Here is a 21912-nt window from a genome sequence, read left to right as displayed (position 1 = left end):
TGATACAGGCGGCAGGCCAGCAATTCGGGCCTCACATTTGCCCCGGAATAAGGTATCTTTAGCGCCTATCGTTTGTAATAACCGAGGCAACCATTCCTATGATCATCAAACCCAAGGTTCGTGGCTTTATCTGCACCACCACCCATCCGGTCGGCTGTGAGGCGAATGTACGTGAGCAGATCGCCTACGTCAAAGGCAAGGGTACCCTGGCGCAGGGGCCGAAAAAGGTGCTGGTGATCGGCGCATCAACCGGTTACGGTCTGGCATCCCGCATCAACGCCGCGTTTGGCAGCGGCGCCGCCACCATTGGCGTGTTCTTTGAAAAGCCGGGCACCGAGAAGAAGACCGGCACCGCCGGCTGGTACAACGCCGCCGCCTTTGACAAGGCCGCCAAGGAAGAAGGCCTGTATGCCAAGAGCATCAACGGCGATGCCTTCTCCAACGAGTGCCGTGAAAAAGTGATCGAACTGATCAAACAGGATCTGGGCGAAATCGACCTGGTGGTTTACTCCCTGGCGTCTCCCGTGCGCAAGCTGCCCGACACCGGTGAGCTGGTGCGCTCTGCGCTCAAGCCCATCGGCGAGCCCTACAAGTCCACCGCCCTGGACACCAACAAGGACGTGCTGGTGGAAGCCGTGGTCGAGCCGGCCAACGAACAGGAAATTGCCGACACTATTCAGGTGATGGGCGGTCAGGACTGGGAACTGTGGATGAATGCCCTGGAAGACGCCGGCGTGCTGGCGGAAGGTGCCAAGTCCGTGGCTTATTCCTACATCGGCACCGATCTCACCTGGCCCATCTATTGGCACGGCACCCTGGGCAAGGCCAAGGAAGACCTGGATCGCGCCGCTCACGCCATCGATAGCAAGCTCAAGGCCAAAGGCGGCAACGCTCATGTGGCAGTGCTGAAGTCCGTGGTCACCCAGGCCTCTGCCGCCATTCCGGTCATGCCACTGTACATTTCCATGGCCTTCAAGGTGATGAAAGAGCAGGGTATTCACGAAGGATGCATTGAGCAAATTCAGCGTCTGTTCTTCGATCGCCTCTACAGCGGTCAGCCGGCACCGGTAGACGAGCAAAACCGCCTGCGTCTGGATGACTGGGAACTACGCGACGAAGTGCAGAATGCCTGTCGCGAGATCTGGAAACAGGTGCAGGACGACAACATTTACCAGCTCACCGACTATCAGGGCTACAAGGATGAGTTCCTGCGCTTGTTTGGTTTTGGCCTGGACGGCGTGGATTATGACGCCGATGTGGACACTAAAGTTGACTTCGATGTGGTCGAACTGGCCTGAGCCATCTTCGCCGCAAAGTAACGCCAAAGCCCCTGCAAGGGGCTTTTTTATGGGTACGCCAATATTCGTCCCGCCATCGCTTCCGGGCGATAGTCAGCCAATCTTATCCGCACTAAAGTTAAAGAAAATAGCAAACGGGCGGAGGTCGCCATGAACAGACAGATGATAGTCGCGTCGATGATGCTGGCCGGACTGGCATTGCCGGTACAGGCACAGCCCCCGGAAGGAAAGGGACCAGATCATGCACCAGGGCGGCACAAAGAGCAGCAATGGCAGCGTGAAGACAGCCGCAATCATAAAGAGTGGCGTGAACATCGTGAAGACAGGGGTGAATACCGGCAGCAGCGGGATCGCCGCTATGAGCGTGACCTGAGTATTGACGAGTTGTTGTTGCGTCGTGTGTTCCGGGAGCACAGAGACTGGCTGGATTACGGAGACAGACGCAGTCTGCCACCGGGCATTGCCAAAAATCTGCGCAGGGGAAAACCGTTGCCACCGGGTATTGCCAAGCGTTTTGATCCTCGTCTTCGTGAGCGCCTGCCTTACTATGAAGGTTATGAATGGCGCCGTGTAGACAATAAGGCGGTGCTGGTGGATCTGGCGACCGAAAATGTCCGTTACATACTGGAAGATATTCTCAACTAAGCCATTAATTACTTACCAAGTGCAGGCCCTATCCGGGCAGTCAGTGTTTTTGGCAGGCCTTGGTGCCGGGCTGTGCTGGTTTTCGCCGCAGTCCGGTGCTGGTGCTGCGATAATCCGGGCCCCGCTAACGTTGCACGGAGGCAGGCTCAAAAATCCTCACTACCGACATGGCTGTTTATTATCAACAGCCTGAACTCCGCGCCTGAACTGTCCCGTCAGCCAAATGTTTAACTCATGGCAAGCAGCGATTAATGTTAATTTAACCACGGTGAGGTAGTCATATGACTGTATAAAGGCAGTCATATTATTGCCGGTTAATTTGTAACCTACTGATAATAATATCAATATATTGCCAATGAGTACCATCTGGCTCATATTGGGCACAGAGAGTACCGGCTCGTGGGCAAAGGAAAATATCGGAATATGCAGGACTTCTTTACATTGTCACGGTGGGTGCCCGGTCTGGTTGCGTTACTGGATTACCGTCGTGACTGGCTGACGGCAGATATGCGGGCCGGGGTGTCGGTAGCGGCAGTGGCACTGCCGGTGGCCATTGCTTACGCAGAGCTGGCGGGTGTGAGTGCGGTGGTAGGATTGTATTCCTGTATTTTACCCATGATTGCCTATGCCTTGTTTGGCACTTCCCGCCAGCTGATCGTGGGGCCGGATGCCGCCACTTGTGCCGTCATTGCCGCCGTGGTCACGCCGCTGGCCGCCGGCGATGCTACCCGCCACTGGCAGCTGGTCATGACCATGACCGCCATGACCGGACTATGGTGTCTGGCCGCCAGTTATTTTCGCCTTGGTGTGCTGGCGGATTTTTTGTCCCGCCCTATTCTGCTCGGCCTGCTCAACGGGGTGGCCATCACCATTATGGTGGGGCAGCTATCGCGGATCGTGGGCTTTACCTTCGATGAATCCCAACTGATTGAACGCCTGGTTGCCACGCCTGATTATCTGGCACTGGTGCATTGGCCAACTCTGGGGATCAGTATGCTGACGCTGGTGATTATGCTGCTGTGCCGGCGTTACCGGCCACTCTGGCCCAGCAGTTTGCTGGCACTGGCGGTGGTAGCCGGCCTGTTGTGGTATGTGGGGCCGGAGCGGCTGAGCATTGCCGTGGTGGGCAGCCTGTCGGAAGGGCTCCCCGAGTTTCAGTTGCCGGAGTTTCCGCCGGGACTGATGCGGGATCTGGTGCTGCCGGCACTGAACCTGGCCATGGTGAGCTTTGTGTCCATGATGCTCACTGCCCGCAGCTTTGCTGCCCGCAATGGTTACGATATTGATGCCGACCGGGAATTTCGTGCGCTGGGCGTGGCCAATCTGGCGTCGGCGATTTCCCAGGGGTTTGCCATCAGTGGGGCCGACTCCCGTACAGCGGTGAACGATGCCAACGGGGGAAAGAGCCAGATGGTCTCGATCGTCGCGGCTGGAGCGATTGCGCTGGTGACGTTTTTTCTTACCGAGCCGTTGCAGTACATTCCTACCGCAGCGCTGGGTGTGGTGCTGGTAATGGCGTCATGGTCGCTGATTAATCTGCGTGGCCAGTGGCACTTGCGCAAGTCCGATATGCCCGCTTTCTGGCTGGCCTGGATTACCTTTATCAGTGTGCTGTTTATGGGGGTGATCCCGGGTATTACGCTGGCCGTATTACTGGGGCTGTTTCAGTTTTTGCGTAATGTCATGCGACCGACGGATCAGCTGATGGGCATGAATGAGGAAGGCGTGGTGCATACCCTTGGTCGCAATGAAGAGGTCAAGGCCATTGCCGGTGTGCTGATCTACCGTTTTAACTCGCCGCTCACCTACTTTAATGCAGCCTATTTCAAACGCCGGGTCCTGGCATTGATTGGCGAGGAAAAGGCTCAGCCCAACTGTCTGATCATTGATGCGGTTTCCTGTTTTACCCATCAGGATATCAGCGTGATGAGCGTGGTAGGGGAGCTGCATAAAGAGCTGAAACGCAGAGGCATTCACATGGTGATGGCCGGAAGGCGCAGCCAGATGACCCACTGGCTGCAACAAGCGGGTATCCGCGTGGGTGAAGAAGGTGTGCTGGTTTACCCCGACCTTTATGAAGCGTTGCGCATGACCCGCTGTTATCACACACCAGTGGTGACCACAGAGGTGGCCGACGTGGTCAGGGGGGAAGCATGAACAAGGCCCGTTTTTTATTGTGGCTGCCGCCGCCGGCCATTGCGGTGCTGGTAGCCGGCCTGATGTGGCTGTTGCCACAGGAACACGATTTCTGGCCGCGTTGGCTGGCCGTTGGGCCCTTGCTGGCCGGCATTGGCATTATGCTGATGGCGGCAGTCACCATGTCCCGGGCCAACACCACCCTGTTGCCTTTTACTCCGGAGCGGACCAGCAGCCTGGTGACCACGGGTGTGTTTGCGTATTCCCGCAATCCCATTTATCTGGGAGATGCATTACTGCTGCTGGCCTGGGCATTATGGCTGCAAAGTGTGCCGGCCCTGCTGGGCCTGGTGGTATTTGTTGCCTATATGAACCGGGTGCAGATTGCCGCCGAAGAGCGCGCCCTGAGCCTGCGTTTTGGATCATCCTACACCGACTATTGTGCCCGGGTAAGGCGCTGGTTGTGACTTTTCAGGACATGGTCTGAGCGAACGCACCGCGAAGCCATAACGTGGTTGTTCGCTTTAACCGACGAATACGCACAAACGTACCAGCGAGACATGCTTCCTCTCACGGAGCATAGCCCAGCGCTTGCGGGGGGGAGGGTGGGGCCTTACACTGGCGCGGTTTAGCCTGGCCTGCCTGACATGATCTTTGCCCGGCTGTATTTTATAACCGGTAAGGAGCTTCCATGACTGCCACCCATCTTGATACCCGCCTGAATAAATACATCAGTGAAACCGGTATTTGCTCCCGGCGGGAAGCCGACCGGCTGATTGAGCAGGGGGTAGTCAAGGTAAACGGTGAGGTGGCCGGTATGGGTGTGCGGGTGAGTGATGCCGACAAGATCACCATTCGCGGCAAACCGCTGCGGGCCAAGCCAAAAGCCGTGTACCTGGTATACAACAAGCCGATTGGCATTACCTGCACCACTGACAGTGCCGTGCCTGAAAACATTGTGGATGCGGTCAACTATCATGCCCGTATCTTTCCTATCGGTCGCCTCGACAAGCCGTCTTGCGGGCTTATCCTGCTGACCAATGACGGCGATATCGTCAATAAAATATTACGGGCCGGTAATGCGCATGAAAAAGAGTATATCGTGTCCATGGACAAGCCGATCACCGATGATTTTGTTTCCAAAATGTCGGCAGGAGTGCCTATTCTTGATACCGTGACCAAGCCCTGCAAGGTGCGCAAAATCGGCCCCAGAACCATTAATATTACTCTGACTCAGGGGCTGAACCGGCAGATCCGCCGGATGGCGGAATATCTCGACTATCGGGTGACCAGCCTGAAACGGGTGCGGATCATGAATATTAACCTTGGCAACCTGAAACCGGGTCAGTGGCGCTATGTCAGCGAGGAAGAGCTTGGCTTGATTAACCGCATGATTGCAGGCTCCAGCAAGACCGAAGAAGCCTCAGTGCTGGAACAGCCCAAGGCGGCCCGCCAGGGGCCGCGTATCAGGGATAAAGCACCGGCCGCCCGTGGCAAGCCGGCGGCAAACCGCGGACGGGAGCGCCGGGGAGTGGCGGGAGCGGGCCGTTCAGGTACCCGCACTGCAGTACGCACCGGTGCGAAAAAGAACGGGCGGTAAGTGGCCTGAGCCGGTTCAGTCTTCAAACTTAAGTAAATGGAACTGTTTTTTTCCCCGGCGGAGGATCAGGTAGCGCTGGTGCAGCAACGGCCGAGTGCCGTCATCTTCGGTGATGACAGTACCATTCAGGGCAATGGCTCCGTTGGTGATCAGCTCCCGGGCCTGGCGTAACGAAGTAGCCAGGCGGCACTGCTTAAGCAGCTGGCTGACACTGAGGTCATCGGCAGATGCCGGGGCGTCAATGCGGGTCATGGGAATACCATCCTGCTCCAGTTGCTTCAGTTCATCCAGGCTCAGGTGAGAAAATTCTCCTGAAAACAGCGCCTGGCTGATACGTTCTGCCGCTGCCAGGGCCTGCTCGCCATGTACCAGCCGGGTCAGCTCCCGGGCCAGCACACGTTGTGCCGCGGGCTTTCCTTTACGTTGCCGGTCGCTGGCTTCCAGCGCCTCTATCTCTGCCAGCTCCAGAAAACTGTAGTAACGCAGAAAGCGGTAAACATCCTCATCACTGGTATTCAGCCAGAACTGGTAAAAGGCATAGGGCGAGGTTTTACTGGCATCGAGCCAGACGGTGCCGCTTTCGGTTTTACCGAATTTGGTGCCGTCGGCCTTGGTGATCAGCGGCAATGTCAGACCAAATACCTGCTGACGGTTAAGCCGGCGGGTAAGGTCTATGCCACTGGTAATATTGCCCCACTGATCGTTGCCGCCAATCTGCAGGGTACAGTCGTGGTGCTGATTGAGCATGACGTAGTCGTACGATTGCAGCAGACAGTAGGAAAACTCGGTAAAGGAAATGCCCTGCTCGGGGCGGGCCAGCCGCTGGCGCACTGACTCCCGTGCCATCATGGCATTCACCGAAAAATGCTTGCCGATATCCCGCAAAAAGCTCAGTACATCCATGCCACCCATCCAGTCGGCATTATTGACCAGCTTGCTTTCGGTATGGTCGCCGGAGTTGAGTAACCGGCCTATCTGGGCACTCAGCTCGTTAACCCAGGCCGCAACTGTATCGGGCTCATTCAGCGAACGCTCACCGGCTTTAAAACTGGGATCGCCAATCATGCCGGTGGCGCCACCGACCAGGGCGACCACCCGGTGGCCGGCATTTTTAAACCGGCGCAACATCAGCAGTGGCACCAGATGACCGATATGCAGGCTGCCGGCGGTGGGATCAAAGCCGCAATAAAGGGTGCGTTGTCCTTCCGTCAGATGGGCCGCTAATGCAGCAGGATCGGATGACTGGGCAATCAGGCCGCGCCGGTGCAAGTCGTCCAGCAGGAAAGAGGTGTTACTCATCAGGGCTCCGCAGATAAAAGTCCGATAGTGAACGGAACATTCTGGTATCGGTATGTCCTTTATGGGACAGTTTGCAATAATCACGACGACCTTTGATAAATACCATGATGACAGAACCGGACGGGACTCTGCTGGCACAGGTCATTGATGCACTCGGAAGTCCCGCCTTTCCCCGTATGCTGGCGAAGTTGTTACAGGCCCGGGTCGGTTGTGACTGCCTGCTGATGGTGAGCTACCGTCACAGCGGTCCTGCGATCTATTTATTTGATAATCTGCAGCACAGGCGTGAATTGCTGTTCCAGCAGTATCTCAACGGGCTTTATGCCGAAGATCCCTTCTGCCGGGCATTAAGCCAGGGCCTTCAGGAAGGGGTGTATTCGTTACGTGCTCTGGCCACGGCACAGGGCATGTCGCCTGATTATCTGGCGGACTTTTATCAGGAGACCGGCTGGCAGGAAGAGCTGGGACTGGTGATCCAGCTGGCTGGAGAGCAGTGGTTGATGATCTTTTTCGGGCGTCTGCAGAGCCGGCCGTTTACGCCGGCAGAGCAGACGGCGCTGCGTATGCAGTTACCTTTGCTCAGCGCACTGTGCCGCCGGCATTGGCCGGCGGGGACAGGCTCACTGGCGCAGTCCCCGCCCGGACCGGCCAACATGGCAGAGCAGGTAGCCGTGGCGCTGGCAAACTTTGGCCGGGGGCGGCTGACCCGGCGTGAAAGCCAGGTAGCCTCTTTGCTGGTGCAGGGCCTGGATAACGATATGATTGCCGAGCAGCTGAGGATTGGCAGCGGCACGGTCCGGAATCACCGTAAACGCTTATATGCCAAATTGGGGGCAGACTCTCAGGGGGCATTATTTGCGCGCTTTCTTAATCATCTGATCACCGTGAATCCAGAGTTTCCCGAAGAGTAAGCAGTCCGGACGCCTTTCAGGCGCTCGCTCAAATGTCATGGCGGTGTATAATGGCCGCCACTTCGGGCGTAATCGACAAGGACAAAGGGGACGCAGGTCATGATCCCAAGGTTAGCGCTGCAGCAGCAGACAACCCCCACCTATTATTCATTTCTTGAGGCACTGGCCGACAGCGGTTTTCGCGGCGATATAGAGCGCAGCTATGCCAGCCGGCTGGCGGTGGCTACTGACAACAGTGTATATCAGTGTCTGCCGCAGGCAGTGGTGTTTCCGCGCTCTTCCCAGGATTTGGTCGTGATGCTGACCCTGGCGGCCAAGGACGCTTACAAAGACATTCGCTTTTCACCCCGGGGCGGCGGTACCGGCACCAATGGCCAGTCGCTGAATGACAATATTGTCGTGGATGTGTCCCGTCACATGAACCAGCTGGTGACCATGGACGCCGATGGTCGCCGGGTACGTATTCAGACCGGCATGGTCAAGGATCGGCTCAACCAGCTGGTGGCCCCCCATAAGCTGTTTTTCTCGCCGGACTTGTCTACCAGTAACCGCGCTACCGTAGGGGGCATGATCAATACCGACGCCTCCGGGCAGGGCTCGCTGGTGTATGGCAAAACCTCGGACCATGTGCTGGGTGTGACGGCCGTGCTGGTGGACGGCACCCTGATTGAAACCGGCCCGGTGTCCGGCGAGGCGCTGGAGCAAAAACTGGAAGAAGACAGCCGGGAAGGGGAGCTGTACCGTTGCGTGTATCACAGCGTGACCGGTAACGCCGGGGAAATTGAGCGGCGCTTTCCCAAACTGAACCGTTTTCTTACCGGCTACGATTTGCGTCATGTCTACGACAAGGCCAGCCACACTCTGGATCTGACCCGCATTCTGTGCGGCTCGGAAGGCTCTCTGGCCTTTATTACCGAGGCCTGGCTGGATCTGACGCCTATTCCCGAATACCGCACCCTGGTCAACGTCAAATACAACAGCTTTGAATCGGCCCTGCGCAATGCCCCCCTGATGGTGGAGGCGAAGGCCTTGTCGGTGGAAACCGTGGATTCCAGGGTACTTAACCTGGCCCGGGAAGACATCGTCTGGCACTCGGTCAGTGATTTGATTCAGGACGTGCCGGGCAAGGTCATGGATGGCCTTAATATGGTGGAATATGCCGATCAGAACGAAACCGCCCAGCGGGAAAAGGTTGAGGCGCTGTGCGCCCGCCTTGATGGCCTGATTGAACGGGGTGAAGCCGGGGTGATTGGTTACCAGGTATGTGATGATCTGGCCTCAATCAACCGTATCTATGGTATGCGTAAAAAGGCGGTGGGCCTGCTGGGTAATGCCAAAGGCCGCAAAAAGCCGGTGGCCTTTGTGGAGGATACCGCCGTACCTCCCGAGCATCTTGCCGACTATATCATGGAGTTTCGCCGGTTACTGGACGAGCACGGCCTGCAATACGGCATGTTTGGCCATGTGGATGCCGGCGTGCTGCATGTACGTCCGGCCCTGGATATGACTGATCCGGAGCAGGAGGTTATGCTGCGGCGTATTTCCGACAAGGTGAATGCGCTTACTGCCAAATACGGCGGCCTGATGTGGGGTGAGCACGGCAAGGGTTTTCGCTCCGAATACAGCCCTACCTTTTTCGGCGAGGTGCTGTTTACCGAGCTGCGTCGCATCAAGTCGGCCTTTGATCCCTTTAACCGTCTTAACCCGGGTAAAATCTGTACTCCGCTGGACAGCCTGGAGCAGCTGGTGTCGGTGGATGCCACCAAGCGTGGTTATTTTGACCGTCAGATCCCGGTGCATGTGCGCGATGGCTTTACCCAGGCCATGGACTGCAATGGTAATGGCCTGTGTTTTGACTTTGATGTGCGTTCGCCCATGTGCCCGTCCATGAAACTTTCCGCCGACCGCCGCCATTCTCCCAAGGGCCGGGCCGGTTTGGTACGGGAATGGCTGCGTCAGCTCTCGGCTCAGGGCTTTGATCCCATGGCCGGAGAGGCTGCAGTGCAAAGCCGGGGCACCAGCGTCAAGAACATGGTGCTGCGTATCAAACATACCCTCGATAAGCGCCGGGGTGAATACGACTTCTCGCACGAAGTCAAAGAGGCCATGGACGGTTGTCTGGCGTGCAAGGCCTGCTCCAGTCAGTGCCCGATCAAGGTGGATGTACCTACCTTCCGCGCCCGTTTTCTGCAGCTGTATTATCAGCGTTACCAGCGCCCGCCAAGAGACTATCTGGTGTCCTGGGTGGAGAGTTATACCCCCTGGATGGCCAAAGCACCGGGCCTGTTTAACCCCATCATGAATCACAAGTGGATACAGGGCAGTACCTCCTCACTGCTTGGCATGGTGGACATGCCGGCACTCAGCCAGCCCAGCCTGAAAAAACGCCTTGGCAAGGGGCCGGCAGCCCAGTTCGATCTTGAACAGCTGCAGGCCATGAGCGAAGCAGAGCGGGCTCAAACCCTGCTGGTGGTGCAGGATCCCTTTACCTCCTTCTACGATGCCGGTGTTGTGCATGATCTGGTGCGCCTGGCCACGGCACTGGGCTTTAATCCGGTGGTGCTGCCGTTCAGACCCAACGGCAAGCCGGCTCATGTAAAGGGCTTTTTGCGCCGCTTCGCCGGTATGGCCGCCGACAGCGCCCAGTTCCTTAACCGGCTGGCCCGGCTAAACATTCCCATGGTGGGGGTGGATCCGTCGTTGGTGCTCTGTTACCGGGATGAATATGCCAAGGTACTGGGCCCGGCCCGGGGCAGCTTTGAAGTGTTGCTGCCTCAGGAATGGCTGCTGACCGTACTGGAGCAGGTGCCGTCCCGGGAACAGAGCGGCGAGCCCTGGCATCTGTTTGCTCACTGTACCGAAAAAACCGCCAAGCCCAGTACACACCAGGACTGGAGCCGTATTTTTGCTCACCTGGGAGCCAAAATGGAAGCTGTGCCAGTAGGGTGCTGTGGCATGGCCGGTACCTATGGCCATGAGCGGGAACATGTCGAAGGTTCCCGAACCCTATTTGCCATGAGCTGGGCCGATCCTCTGAGTAAATTGCCCAGAGAGCGTTGTCTGGCCACCGGTTTTTCCTGCCGCAGTCAGGTCAAACGCATCGAAGGGGAAGGGCTTCGCCATCCGGTGCAGGCCTTGCTAAGCTTGCTGGCGTAATCTAACAAGGAGAAACATATGGGTCTGCTTTTGGGATTGATTATCGGTGCTCTGGCTGGCTGGATTGCCGGTAATCTGATGAAAGGAGAAGGCTTCGGTCTGCTGGGCAATATCGTGGTTGGTCTGGTAGGGGGCTTTCTCGGTGGCATTGTGTTCCGGTTTATCGGACTGACAGCCACCGGCATTATCGGGTCTCTGATCATGTCGGTAGCAGGAGCCGTGCTGCTGATCTTTATTGTGGGAAAAATAAAAGGCCGGCGGTAACGCCTCGGGACCGGGTACTTCCCGGTCCCGAGCAGTTAAATATATGGAAACATGAATTTACGCTGGACACTTGTCCCCATTTATCAGAGAATGCGCCCGTAGCCCAGCTGGGCATGACCTTTTGTGAAGTGAATCACGACTTTTGCACAGGCCTCCTGATGTAAGTTATCGTATTCACCAGCCTCTTGGCATGTTACATGGCAGCGTGAGTATCACGTTGGCCGAAACCCTGGGTTTAAGTAGCTGCCAATTATGTGCGTTGAAGCGGGTTTTTATTGCGTTGAGCAGAAAGCTAATGCAAATCACGTCCGCGCCAAACGAAGCGGCCTGGTAACAGGCAGCGCACGTCCCCTCTTTTTTGGGCGCGACGACACAAGCCTGGCAGATCGACATCCATGACGAGTATGGCTGTCTGGTGTATTCCAGCCGGTCGAGCATGGCGGTGTTGAGACAAAAACGGCCAGATTAGCCTTGTGTATTCATGTGTGACACCTTTTGTGTGAAGGAAAGCCCTCACTTCGAGTGAGTAGGGCTGTTCCCGGCCTTTTGCTGTATCAGTCCGCCGACATCTTATTTTTTCGGAACTGTTAAATGACAAATTCTTCTGTAGTACCCGGTTTTGCCGATCTCGGGCTGGCGCCTGCCGTTCTTCAAGCTTTGACCGATGCCGGTTATGAGCAGCCTTCTGCCATTCAGGCCGCCGCCATTCCGACTCTGCTGACCGGGCGCGACGTGCTGGGCCTGGCCCAGACCGGTACCGGCAAGACTGCCGCTTTTGCACTGCCGATGCTGAGCCGTATCACCGGTGGCAACGCCTACCCGCAGGTGCTGGTGCTGGCCCCGACCCGGGAATTGGCCATTCAGGTGGCGGAGTCCTTTGAAAACTACGCCAAACATCAGAAAGATATTCGTATCGTGTCCATTTATGGTGGTCAGGCCTACGACAGCCAGATCCGTGCGCTCAAGCGCGGTGTTGACATCGTGGTGGGCACTCCCGGCCGGGTGATGGACCATATGCGTCGTGGCACCCTCAAGCTGGACAGCCTGCAGGCGCTGGTACTGGATGAAGCCGACGAAATGCTGCGTATGGGCTTTATCGATGACGTAGAGTGGATCCTGGAGCACACCCCGGATACCCGTCAGATTGCCCTGTTCTCTGCCACCATGCCGCCGGCCATTCAGCGTGTTGCTCAGAAATACCTGAAAGACCCGCAGGAAGTGCGCATTGCCAACAAGACCCGTACCAACGCCAGCATTCGTCAGCGTTACTGGTTTGTGCGTGGTATGCCCAAGCAGGAAGCCCTGTGCCGTCTGGTGGAAACCGAAGACATGGATGCCTGTCTGGTATTTGTGCGTACCCGTAAGGACGCCGAAGACGTGGCAGAAATGATGACCCGCGAAGGTCATGCCTGTGAAGCTCTGCACGGTGACATTCCCCAGAAGCTGCGGGAAAAAGTGGTGGATCGTCTGAAGAATGGTCGCCTGAACGTGCTGGTGGCTACCGATGTGGTTGCCCGTGGTCTGGACGTTGAGCGTATCAGCCATGTTATTAACTATGACATGCCCCACGACAACGAATCTTACGTGCACCGTATCGGCCGTACCGGTCGTGCCGGTCGTGAAGGTGACGCGATTCTGTTTGTAACCGGCCGTGAAAAGCGCAGCCTGTACAACCTGGAGCGTCATACTCGCCAGCCGATTGAAGAAATGAAAATGCCCACCGCCGACGAGATCAACAAGATCCGTGCGGAGCGCTTCAAGGCCCGCATTCGCACCAGCGTAGATGCTGACGAAAAGGCCCTGGCACCGTTTGTTGAAATGGTGACCGAGCTGCAGGCTGATGGTATGGATACTGCTGCTCTGGCTGCCGGTCTGGCCCGCCTGCTGCAAGGCGATCGTCCGCTGTTTGTGGAAGACAAGCCGATGGCGGCCCGTCGTCCGGACGTGCGTGAAGCCCGTGAACCTCGTGGCCGTGGTGATCGTCCCGAGCGTGGCGAGCGTCCTCGTCGTGGTGGCAAGGATGATGTGTCCGGTGTGGCCATGGAAACCTTCCGGGTGGATGTGGGTCGGGTGCACGGCGTCAAGCCGGGCCACCTGGTAGGCGCCATTGCCAACGAGGCAGATCTGGAGTCCCGCTTTATCGGTCAGATCCAGATCCACGACGATTTCTCCACCGTGGATCTGCCGGAAGGTATTCCGTCCGAGCTGCAACAGGTGCTGCAGAAAGTACGTGTGTGTCAGCGTCCGCTGAACCTGGCCAAGTACGAAGGTGGTCCGCTGCCCCGTCGCCAGTTCCGCAATAAAGACGACCGTGGCGGTGAGCGTGGCAAGTTCCGTCCCCGTCGTAATGACAAGCGCCTGAACGGCTAAGCCCGTTCCACGCTGAATAAAAAGCCCGCCGGTGACCCCGGCGGGCTTTTTTGTATGTCGATGAGGAGAACGCTGTAAGAGGAAAGGTATGTATGCAGGTCAGGTTTTAGCCGGGCATCGTCCCAGGCTATGCCATTGCTTGAGCAAGGAAAAGGTCTGATCTCATTCCCTTGTTCTGCGAAGGGGCAGGCAAGGCACGTCCCGAGCAAGAAGCCAGGGGGGGTCATCTCCGCGAAGGCGGAGAGCCATGGCATATGACACCGGCCCCGTGGGCGACAGCAGAGAAGAAAGACGCATTATCTGCATACTGATAACCGTTTGCCAGCTAATGACGGTGCTAAAGACAGGTATTCGGCGGCTCAGCAGGGGGTAAACCTTGTTATTGGTCTGGGCTGCCCGGGCTCGCAGGTACAAAAAAGCCCCGCATCGGGCGGGGCTTGCATGTTTGCTGCTGGCCGGGTTTAGTTGGCCAGAGATTCGGGCAGGTGCTCACGAATGGTAGACAGCATTACTTTCAGTACCTTGGGGTTGGCACAGACCACGTTGCCGCTGCGGTCAAAGTTGTGGCCACCCACAAAGTCGGTAACGATGGCACCGGCTTCACGGGCAATCAGGCTGCCGGCGGCGGTGTCCCAGGGCTTGAGACCCAGCTCCCAGTAACCATCAACACGGCCGGCGGCGACATAGGCCAGATCCAGGCTGGCAGCTCCGGCACGGCGAATGTCGGAACACTGTACGAACAGGTCTTTGAACATGGCCAGATAGGCGTCGGCCTGGTGTTTTTGCTTGAACGGGAAGCCGGTGGCCAGCACGGTGTTGGTCAGATCTTTGGCCTTGCCGGTACGGATCCGGTAGCCGTTGAGCTGGGCACCGGAGCCACGGCTCGCGGTGAACAGTTCATCACGGATCGGGTCGTAGATAACGGCCTGCTCAGTGCGGCCTTTCACCCGCAGGGCGATGGAAACAGCGAAGTGGGGGACACCCTTCATGAAATTGGTGGTGCCATCAAGGGGGTCAATAATCCATTGGTAGTCAGGATTGCTGCCAGTCAGCTCACCGCACTCTTCACCAATAATGGTGTGCTCGGGGTAAGACTTACGAATGGTGTTTATTACGGCACTTTCCGCGTCAAGATCGACATTGGTAACGAAATCGTTCTGGCCTTTTTGGCGAGTTTCCAGATTGTCCGGATTGGCAAAACCCTTGACGATAACCTGACCGGCGTTACGCGCTGCGCGCACCGCAATATTCAGCATCGGATGCATATGAGAAGACCCACTTGATGTTAAAGAACAAAATTCGAGCGCGAATTATACCAGCGTCGACAAGGCAGGCAAGGATTAAAATGGCTGTCTAAAATTCACACAGACTGGTAAGGATGAGGTAAGCCGTGATGGATCAGGGCAAGTTCTGGCTATGGGCCGTTTTGCTGGTGCTGCCGTTCCCGGTTTTGGGGGGAGGAACTCCGGCAGGGGGGATTTCCGCAGGTTGGGGAGATGGTGCCGAGCGCTACGGGCTGGGAATACAGTGGCAGAAGGAATGGCGGACAATACGTTCGGGAAAGCTTGATATAACACTTAACCTGGATGGCAGTTACTGGACCTCGGACGACGATGAGCTGACACAAATCAGCCTGGTGCCTGGTCTGGTGTATATGTGGGATAGTCCGGGGCTGAGCCCGCTGCTGTATGCAGGAGTGGGACCGGCCTGGATAAACCAGACCCGGCTGGGAGAGCGGGAGTTGTCTACCCAGTTGCAGTTCAACAGCCGGGCAGGCCTGGGAGTGATGCTGGGCCGGCACAGCCTGGCACTGGAGGCCTGGCACCTGTCTAACGCCGGACTAAAACAGCCCAATGACGGTCTGACTACCTGGGGCATCAGCTATCGCTACCGGCTCGATTAGAAAAACTGAGTCTGGCCATTATAAAACCTCGTATGAATCTTCATTGCCAGTGGATTTGTCCCTTAATTATGATGTGAGCCTTATCATGTGCCTGCTCATTTTTCGGGAGAAAACGTTCATGCCGGGCCTGTCCTTGGTATTGCTGACTGTGTTGATGGTGGCTGCGGGTCAGATGACCCAGACACTTTATGTGCCCGCCATGGGTGATATGGCCGATTCCCTGGGGGTTAGCGACCAGGCCTTGCCGCTGGTGATGGCGTTTTATCTGGTGCCGTATGGTCTGTTCCAGTTTATCTATGGGCCGCTGTCGGATCGTCATGGTCGTCGCCCGGTATTGCTGGCCGGCTTATCGGTGTATGCGCTGGGATCGGCCCTGATCCTGCTGTTTCCGGTCTACTCCATGTTGCTGGTCGGCAGCTTTGTGCAAGGCGCGGGCACGGCGGCGGCCGGCAGCCTGTGCCGCAGTCTTATGCGCGACCGCTTTGACGGTGCCGAGCTGGTGCGTTACAACGGTTATGTGTCGATGGGAATCATGCTGGCCCCGTTGCTGGCCCCCCTGGCCGGTGGCTGGCTCAATCTGCATTATGGCTGGCAATCCATGTATGGCTTCCTGCTGACGCTGGGACTGGTGATTTTGCTGGTGATGATGATGTGGTTTCGAGAGACCCTGCCCATTGCGCAGCGGCATGTGCAACCCATGCTGCCTGCCTATCAACATGTATTGCATCATGGCAGCTTTCGTCGTCAGCTCGGCATGCTGATCGCCACTTTCGCTGGCCTTATCCTTTATGAAGCGGTGTTCAGTGTACTGGCGGCACAGCATCAGCTGACCAGCACCGAGATCAGCCTGTTGTTTATTTTGCCTCTACCCCTGTATTTTGGTGGTGCCATGCTGGCCTCCTGCAAGGCGTCCAACTGGTCGGTACGGCGTATGCAGGGATGGGCCTGTCTGGGGCTGTTGAGTGGTGCTCTGCTGGTGCTGGCAGGTAGTTTCTCTGCGGAAGGAGCGCTGGTGGGGCTGGTGGCCGGCGGCGGTCTTTATTTCGCCGGTGCCGGATTACTGTTTCCGGTGGCCACGTCTGCCGCAGTGTCTCCTTTTCCGCAGCACAGCGGTACCGCAGGAGCCCTGCTGGGGGGCTGTTCCAATCTGGGAGGAGGCCTGTTCCTGCTGGGGCAAGGTATGCTGCCACAAATGAATCAGCCGGTGCTGGGAGGGCTGTTGCTGGCCTGTGCCGGACTGGTGGTGTGGTTCCTGATGCCCAGTAATGAAGCTCTGCCCGAGCCCGGCAGGTAAGCACGAACAAAACCGGCCTTAATGGCCGGTTTTGTTATTGCGGAGGATGCAGGATCACAAACTTGTCCCACAATTGCTCTTCGGTCTCCTGATGCTCCGGGTCATTAATGATGCAGTCGATGGGGCAGACGCTGATGCAGGTTGGTTTATCGTAATGTCCGACACACTCGGTGCACAGATCCGGATCTATTTCGTAGATCTCCGGCCCGTAATAAATGGCACCGTTAGGGCACTCCGGCTCGCACATGTCGCAATTGATACAGTTATCTTTAATTAATAGTGCCATTTCAATGACTTGCCTTTAATATCCTTTTCTTTCAATGACTTATGCCGCTTTGTAGTTCCGCACGATCACACACTTAACTGTGAGGGCATACAGTATTAAGCATGATGAAAAACCCTACCCAGTAACATAAAACAGCAACACAAGACGCTTTAGTATCGGTAACAAACCGGCATGTATGAGCCTTTGCTGTTTTCCGCTTATTTACGAGGTGTTGAGATGACGCGAACTGTAACACAAACCGGTGCAAAGCCCCATGATGATGAATATTTGAGCGCTGAGTGGTAGTCATATCATACTGCCGGCTTACATACGCTTTTGTGTTGTTACCTATGTGCCAGGCCGGCTCCGGCATGACATTTATGCTGGCCATAAAACTGGTTAATAAGCAGGAGGTGTTGCATAATACTATGATTTTAAAGGTATTACCTGTGATTTAAGTTTGTATGATAGCGGCGGAAAGCGCCAGTGAAAAAGCGCTATCCGGCATAATAAGCACGGAGATGAGTGTGATAAAAACAAAATTTAAAATGGCCATATCAGGCCTGGTGTTAACACTGGGCATGAGTACGCTTGCCCCGGAGTATCTTGCCGTTACATCCGCTGCACATGCTGCAGAGTGGCATGAAGGCGGTACCTTGCATCAGGCAACGGCCCTGGAGTGGCAGCAAGCCAGCCATGCCAATAAACTGGCCACTGCCGCCGATATTATTACTGATGCGTCAGCCAAAGAACTGCTCAGGCCCGAGTTGCAAAAGACAGTCACAGCCGGACCAGACAGTTATTTTCCGTTGGCCCATGGTCTGGTGAAAGGCCTGGATGCTGCTTTCTTTCCCGATCCGGATCCAGCAGCAAACCGCGCCATGTTTGTTAATCAGAAGGTGAATGAAACGATGGCGCAGCTAATGGAAGCGATGGGGTGGCTGAAGTAATTAAAGGAATGAAGTAAGCGAAAAGGGGCGCTCAGCCCCGGTTTCGCATGCCACAGTTATCCTTCAATGCTGTCGGCTTGTTTTGTATGCGGGTTACGGGTGTTTTGCTGTTCACCCAGGTTACGCATCAGAATGCCGTAAGTGACGTCAATATCGGCATCAATGGGAATATGCATCACATGGCCGTTACCCGGGGCCACATCAACCTGCTCACCCTTGCGATTCTTCATTTGCTCCAGGGTAAAGGTGATGTTGCCCTTGGGGGTCATCAGCTCCAGGCTGTTACCGACCAGAAACTTGTTTTTAACTTCTACTTCTACCCAGTCGCCGTTGCGGTTGGTGATCTCGCCGACAAACTGCTGGCTGGTAGAGACTGAATAACCGTAGTCGTAATTCTGGTAGTCACCGTGAGCATGACGCTTGAGGAAACCTTCGGTATAGCCGCGGTGCGCCAGGTTTTCCAAGGTGCTCATGAGGGTGGAGTCGAACGGCTTACCGGCTACGGCATCGTCAATGGCCTTACGGTACACCTGAGCGGTGCGGGCGACATAATAAAAGGACTTGGTACGGCCTTCAATCTTCAGGGAGTGCACACCCATTTGAGTCAGGCGTTCTACATACTGTACTGCCCGGAGGTCTTTGGAGTTCATAATATAGGTGCCGTGCTCGTCCTCATAAGCGGCCATATACTCGCCAGGACGGTTGCCTTCCTCCAGCAGCACCGGCTGATCGTGTGGCTTGCCGGCACCCAGGGTGGGTTCAGCTTCCACCGGCTGCACCATAATGGGCTCCTGCTTGTGTACGATCTGGCCGGCATCGTCTTCTTTCGCTTCGTGTACTTTATATTCCCAGCGGCAGGCGTTGGTACAGGTTCCCTGATTGGGATCGCGCTTGTTGATGTAGCCTGACAGCAGGCAGCGGCCGGAATAGGCCATACATAGGGCACCGTGTACGAACACTTCCAGCTCAATAGTAGGGCAGTGCTGGCGAATTTCTTCAATTTCTTCCAGTGACAGCTCCCGGGACAAAATCACCCGTTCGATGCCATAGTCCTGCCAGAACTTGACCGAGGCCCAGTTAACAGCGTTGGCCTGTACCGACAGGTGGATGGGCATGTGCGGGAAATGCTCGCGTACCAGCATGATCAGGCCGGGGTCGGACATGATCAGCGCATCCGGGCCCATGTCCACCACCGGTTTCATGTCGCGCAGAAAGGTTTTCAGTTTGGCATTATGAGGCTGAATATTGACCACGACATAGAACTTCTTGCCGAGTGCATGAGCTTCGTTAATGCCAATCTGCAGGTTCTCGTGGTTGAATTCGTTGTTGCGCACCCGCAGGGAGTAGCGGGGCTGTCCGGCGTATACAGCATCGGCACCATAGGCAAAGGCGTAACGCATGTTTTTGAGAGAGCCGGCGGGGGAGAGTAATTCGGGTACAAACATAATGTTCTCGTCTGATGTCAGGTCAGCAGGCCACCACCTGATGGCGGCCGGGGTGGGCATTTTACTCTCATGTGCCGGCAATTTCGAGTCATGGTTAGTGTTATGCCGGGCGAACCCGCTCTACCTCCAGTTCGGTGTGGTCATCGTCCCTGTCCACTTCGGCCCAGATAAGAATGCGGCTTCGCCGGTGCCGGCGCAGATCACGCCAGTCATCGTCATCCATTTCTATTTTGATGGTGCCGGTACCGTCACTGAACAAAAACTCATCATCGTCCAGCCGGCGCACAATTCGACCGGAAAGAATAATACGGCTGTCGTCGGCAAGGTGGCGGGCTTCGGCTACCGTGGTGATGGGCAGAGGGTCTCTGCGGTATTCGTGTCTGTATTTACCATGATAATCCGCTTCATGTTTGTAACTGTGGCGATAGCCATCGTCATGAGCCTGGGCGGGCAGGGCGGAAAGCCATAGCAGCCCTGTCAGGCCGGCAAGAGTACAGTGACGCATGGAGACGTTCCTTTCATGGAATATGACGACACCATAGTATGGTGTCCATTTGCGAAGGAAACCGTCGTTGCCGGTGACAACCGGACAGGAACGTGTTGAAAATGAAAAGTGTAGGACAGCTTTCGTCATACAGAAGGGGCAGCTTTGTTGCTGCGTGAAACGTCGATGTTGCCTGTTCGTCCTGACCTCCATCCATGGCGGTCTGTTACCACCATGGATGGATTTACGGCGAGCCGGGCGTTCCCCTTGCCCGGCGTTCGGCCAGTGTCCTGGCAACTCGGTTAACGGCTTTCCTCACCACCCATGGCGTCGATCAGTTCGGGAATAAAGCGGGACAGCTCTCCGGTGACCAAGGCAAAGTCGGCGTCAAAGCGAGCGGCGGGATCTTCGCTGGTGACATCATCATTCTGCTCGCGCAGCTCTTCCGAAAACTTGAGCCGCTTGATGCTCATATCATCACCAAGAATAAAGCTGATGGTCTCGGACCAGTTCAGAGCCAGCTTGGTGACCAGTTTGTCGGCGTCGAGATGAGCCTTCATTTCCTCGCTCAGTAAATCCTGCTGTTTGGCACGAATAATCCCGCCATGCTCCAGCGCGGAGCGCAGCTCGGCTTCGTCTTCCAGGGCAAAACCGGCGGGCGCTGCGCCTTCTTTTAACCAGTCAGTCAGGGTCAGTTCGGGCGGCGTGGTCATGGCCAGCGGAACCACCGGCAGGCTGCCAGTACATTTTCTCAGCAGCGCCAGCAGATCTTCGGCGCGCTTGGCGGAGCTGGCATCCACGGCGATAAACCCATCGTCAGGGTTAATCCAGGCCCAGGTTTGTTGAAAACGGCTGAAAGCCCGGGGCAGCAGGCTGACGATAACTTCTTCCTTGATGGCATCTTTTTCTTTTTTCTTCAGTGCACGACCCTGCTCGGCTTCCAGTAATTCCACTTTCTCGGCCACTTCATCGTTGACGACAGAGCCCGGCAGCATTTTTTCTTCTTTTTTTGCACACAGCAGAATCTGATTGCCGGCGCTGTGGGTCAGGGCTTGTCCCTGTTTTCCCAGAGGGGAAATCCAGCCGAATTTGGCCTGGTCCTGACTGCCGCAGGGACTGAAGGTCATGCTTTCAAGCTGGGTTTCCAGCTCTTCCAGGCTGAGCTCAAAGGGGCGGGTAAAACGGTAAACTTGCAGATTTTTAAACCACATGGCGTCCTCGGTCACGAGCCGAAAAACCGGCATTGTACTGTAATCCGACTTTGTGATCAGTGTTCATTCCTGGATCATAAAGGCGGATCCTGCTCACAGAGGTGCATAAATCTCCGCGCGGGCAGGCTGTGAGTCCATACAATTGAAGTTATCAGTCAGCCCTGAAGGAATGCGTCATGATACGACAGGCCAGGCCGGAAGATACCGATGCCATCCTGGATGTATGGCTGCTTGCGTCATTGCAGGCACACGACTTTGTGCCAGCCGCTTACTGGTGGCAGCAGCAGGAGCAAATGCGTGCGCGCTATCTGCCCTTGGCAGAGGTGTGGGTATATGAACGGGAGGGCAATATACAGGGGTTTGTCGCCCTGGCAGATAATTATCTGGCCGCCTTGTTTGTGCGGCCCGACTGTCAGCAGCGGGGAATTGGCCGGGCATTGATGGCCACGGCCAAACGCCGGAGAAGGCAGTTGTTGCTTAAGGTTTATTGCGAAAATGACATTGCTGTGAACTTTTATCGTCAGCACGGATTTGCCGTTACCGATGAAAGTACCGACCCGGGTACCGGGCAGCCTCAGTTGTGTATGGGGTTTAATAGCACGTTATCGTGAAACCTTTACGTCATGGTTTCATAAAAATGTCATACTTGCTTCCAATAATGGCCAGAGCTAAAAAGATCCA

General features: G+C 56.1%; 19 protein-coding genes. 13 read left to right on the top strand and 6 right to left on the bottom strand.

Annotated features, from left to right (window positions below):
* Nucleotides 1-98: 98 nt before the first annotated feature.
* From fabV to rluF, 5 genes are all read left to right on the top strand, one after another.
* Complete coding sequence (fabV, locus tag B6S09_RS01180; protein WP_094276662.1) at nt 99-1298, top strand: enoyl-ACP reductase FabV; 1200 nt, start codon at nt 99-101, stop codon at nt 1296-1298.
* A gap of 150 nt (nt 1299-1448) precedes the next feature.
* A complete protein-coding gene (locus B6S09_RS01175) occupies nt 1449-1943 on the top strand; it encodes an anti-virulence regulator CigR family protein (protein WP_094276661.1) in 495 nt (164 codons plus the stop codon).
* A 423-nt stretch (nt 1944-2366) separates the two neighbouring features.
* A complete protein-coding gene (locus tag B6S09_RS01170; protein WP_094276660.1) occupies nt 2367-4100 on the top strand; it encodes a SulP family inorganic anion transporter in 1734 nt (577 codons plus the stop codon).
* The gene (locus B6S09_RS01165; protein WP_094276659.1) at nt 4097-4546 is read left to right on the top strand and encodes a methyltransferase family protein; all 450 of its coding nucleotides are present in this window, start codon (nt 4097-4099) and stop codon (nt 4544-4546) included. Before B6S09_RS01170 ends, B6S09_RS01165 begins: the two co-directional genes overlap by 4 nt.
* Before the next feature lie 224 nt (nt 4547-4770).
* Nucleotides 4771-5679: a 23S rRNA pseudouridine(2604) synthase RluF gene (gene rluF / locus B6S09_RS01160; protein ID WP_094276658.1), complete on the top strand. Its 909-nt coding sequence runs from the start codon at nt 4771-4773 to the stop codon at nt 5677-5679.
* Nucleotides 5680-5694: 15 nt separating this feature from the next.
* Here the strand turns inward: rluF and tyrS are convergent, their stop codons facing one another.
* Nucleotides 5695-6978, bottom strand: a complete 1284-nt coding sequence (gene tyrS, locus B6S09_RS01155; RefSeq protein ID WP_094276657.1) for a tyrosine--tRNA ligase — start codon at nt 6976-6978, stop codon at nt 5695-5697.
* Between the two features lie 104 nt (nt 6979-7082).
* Here tyrS and B6S09_RS01150 point away from each other — a divergent pair, with 104 nt between their 5' ends.
* The 4 genes from B6S09_RS01150 to B6S09_RS01130 all read left to right on the top strand — a co-directional run bounded on the left by B6S09_RS01150 (nt 7083) and on the right by B6S09_RS01130 (nt 13679).
* Nucleotides 7083-7889 (top strand): helix-turn-helix transcriptional regulator, encoded by an 807-nt coding sequence (locus tag B6S09_RS01150; RefSeq protein ID WP_243832746.1) that lies wholly within the window; start codon nt 7083-7085, stop codon nt 7887-7889.
* A gap of 99 nt (nt 7890-7988) precedes the next feature.
* Entirely contained in the window at nt 7989-11045 is a 3057-nt protein-coding gene (gene ydiJ, locus B6S09_RS01145) for a D-2-hydroxyglutarate dehydrogenase YdiJ (RefSeq protein ID WP_094276656.1), read from the top strand.
* Nucleotides 11046-11063: 18 nt separating this feature from the next.
* The gene (locus tag B6S09_RS01140; protein ID WP_094276655.1) at nt 11064-11309 is read left to right on the top strand and encodes a GlsB/YeaQ/YmgE family stress response membrane protein; all 246 of its coding nucleotides are present in this window, start codon (nt 11064-11066) and stop codon (nt 11307-11309) included.
* Nucleotides 11310-11900: 591 nt separating this feature from the next.
* Complete coding sequence (locus tag B6S09_RS01130) at nt 11901-13679, top strand: DEAD/DEAH box helicase (protein WP_094276654.1); 1779 nt, start codon at nt 11901-11903, stop codon at nt 13677-13679.
* Between the two features lie 461 nt (nt 13680-14140).
* Here the strand turns inward: B6S09_RS01130 and suhB are convergent, their stop codons facing one another.
* On the bottom strand, nt 14141-14944 hold the full coding sequence (gene suhB, locus B6S09_RS01125) for an inositol-1-monophosphatase (protein ID WP_094276653.1): 804 nt from the start codon (nt 14942-14944) through the stop codon (nt 14141-14143).
* 128 nt (nt 14945-15072) lie between these two features.
* On the opposite strand from suhB, the gene B6S09_RS01120 reads away from it, so the two are divergent.
* Together B6S09_RS01120 and B6S09_RS01115 are read left to right on the top strand one after the other, a co-directional pair.
* Nucleotides 15073-15582 (top strand): acyloxyacyl hydrolase, encoded by a 510-nt coding sequence (locus B6S09_RS01120; protein ID WP_094276652.1) that lies wholly within the window; start codon nt 15073-15075, stop codon nt 15580-15582.
* 118 nt (nt 15583-15700) lie between these two features.
* Nucleotides 15701-16876, top strand: a complete 1176-nt coding sequence (locus B6S09_RS01115) for an MFS transporter (RefSeq protein WP_166670249.1) — start codon at nt 15701-15703, stop codon at nt 16874-16876.
* A 34-nt stretch (nt 16877-16910) separates the two neighbouring features.
* On the opposite strand, the gene B6S09_RS01110 is transcribed toward B6S09_RS01115, so the two are convergent.
* Nucleotides 16911-17162 (bottom strand): YfhL family 4Fe-4S dicluster ferredoxin, encoded by a 252-nt coding sequence (locus B6S09_RS01110; RefSeq protein WP_094276650.1) that lies wholly within the window; start codon nt 17160-17162, stop codon nt 16911-16913.
* Between the two features lie 506 nt (nt 17163-17668).
* On the opposite strand from B6S09_RS01110, the gene B6S09_RS01105 reads away from it, so the two are divergent.
* On the top strand, nt 17669-18091 hold the full coding sequence (locus B6S09_RS01105) for a hypothetical protein (RefSeq protein WP_134113946.1): 423 nt from the start codon (nt 17669-17671) through the stop codon (nt 18089-18091).
* A gap of 56 nt (nt 18092-18147) precedes the next feature.
* Here the strand turns inward: B6S09_RS01105 and trhP are convergent, their stop codons facing one another.
* The 3 genes from trhP to rdgC form a co-directional block, all read right to left on the bottom strand.
* Complete coding sequence (gene trhP, locus B6S09_RS01100; RefSeq protein WP_094276834.1) at nt 18148-19536, bottom strand: prephenate-dependent tRNA uridine(34) hydroxylase TrhP; 1389 nt, start codon at nt 19534-19536, stop codon at nt 18148-18150.
* 100 nt (nt 19537-19636) lie between these two features.
* A complete protein-coding gene (locus B6S09_RS01095; protein WP_094276648.1) occupies nt 19637-20041 on the bottom strand; it encodes a YgiW/YdeI family stress tolerance OB fold protein in 405 nt (134 codons plus the stop codon).
* A gap of 281 nt (nt 20042-20322) precedes the next feature.
* Nucleotides 20323-21231 carry a recombination-associated protein RdgC gene (rdgC, locus tag B6S09_RS01090; RefSeq protein ID WP_094276833.1) on the bottom strand — a complete coding sequence of 303 codons (909 nt, stop codon included), beginning with the start codon at nt 21229-21231 and terminating at the stop codon, nt 20323-20325.
* A gap of 176 nt (nt 21232-21407) precedes the next feature.
* Here rdgC and B6S09_RS01085 point away from each other — a divergent pair, with 176 nt between their 5' ends.
* Entirely contained in the window at nt 21408-21842 is a 435-nt protein-coding gene (locus B6S09_RS01085; protein ID WP_094276647.1) for an N-acetyltransferase, read from the top strand.
* The last annotated feature ends 70 nt before the right edge of the window (nt 21843-21912 follow it).

The organism is Oceanimonas baumannii (genome assembly GCF_002245495.1).
Classification (GTDB): domain Bacteria; phylum Pseudomonadota; class Gammaproteobacteria; order Enterobacterales; family Aeromonadaceae; genus Oceanimonas; species Oceanimonas baumannii.
The sequence above is the reverse complement of the archived record's forward strand: the minus strand, read 5'-3'. Positions and strand labels throughout refer to the sequence as shown.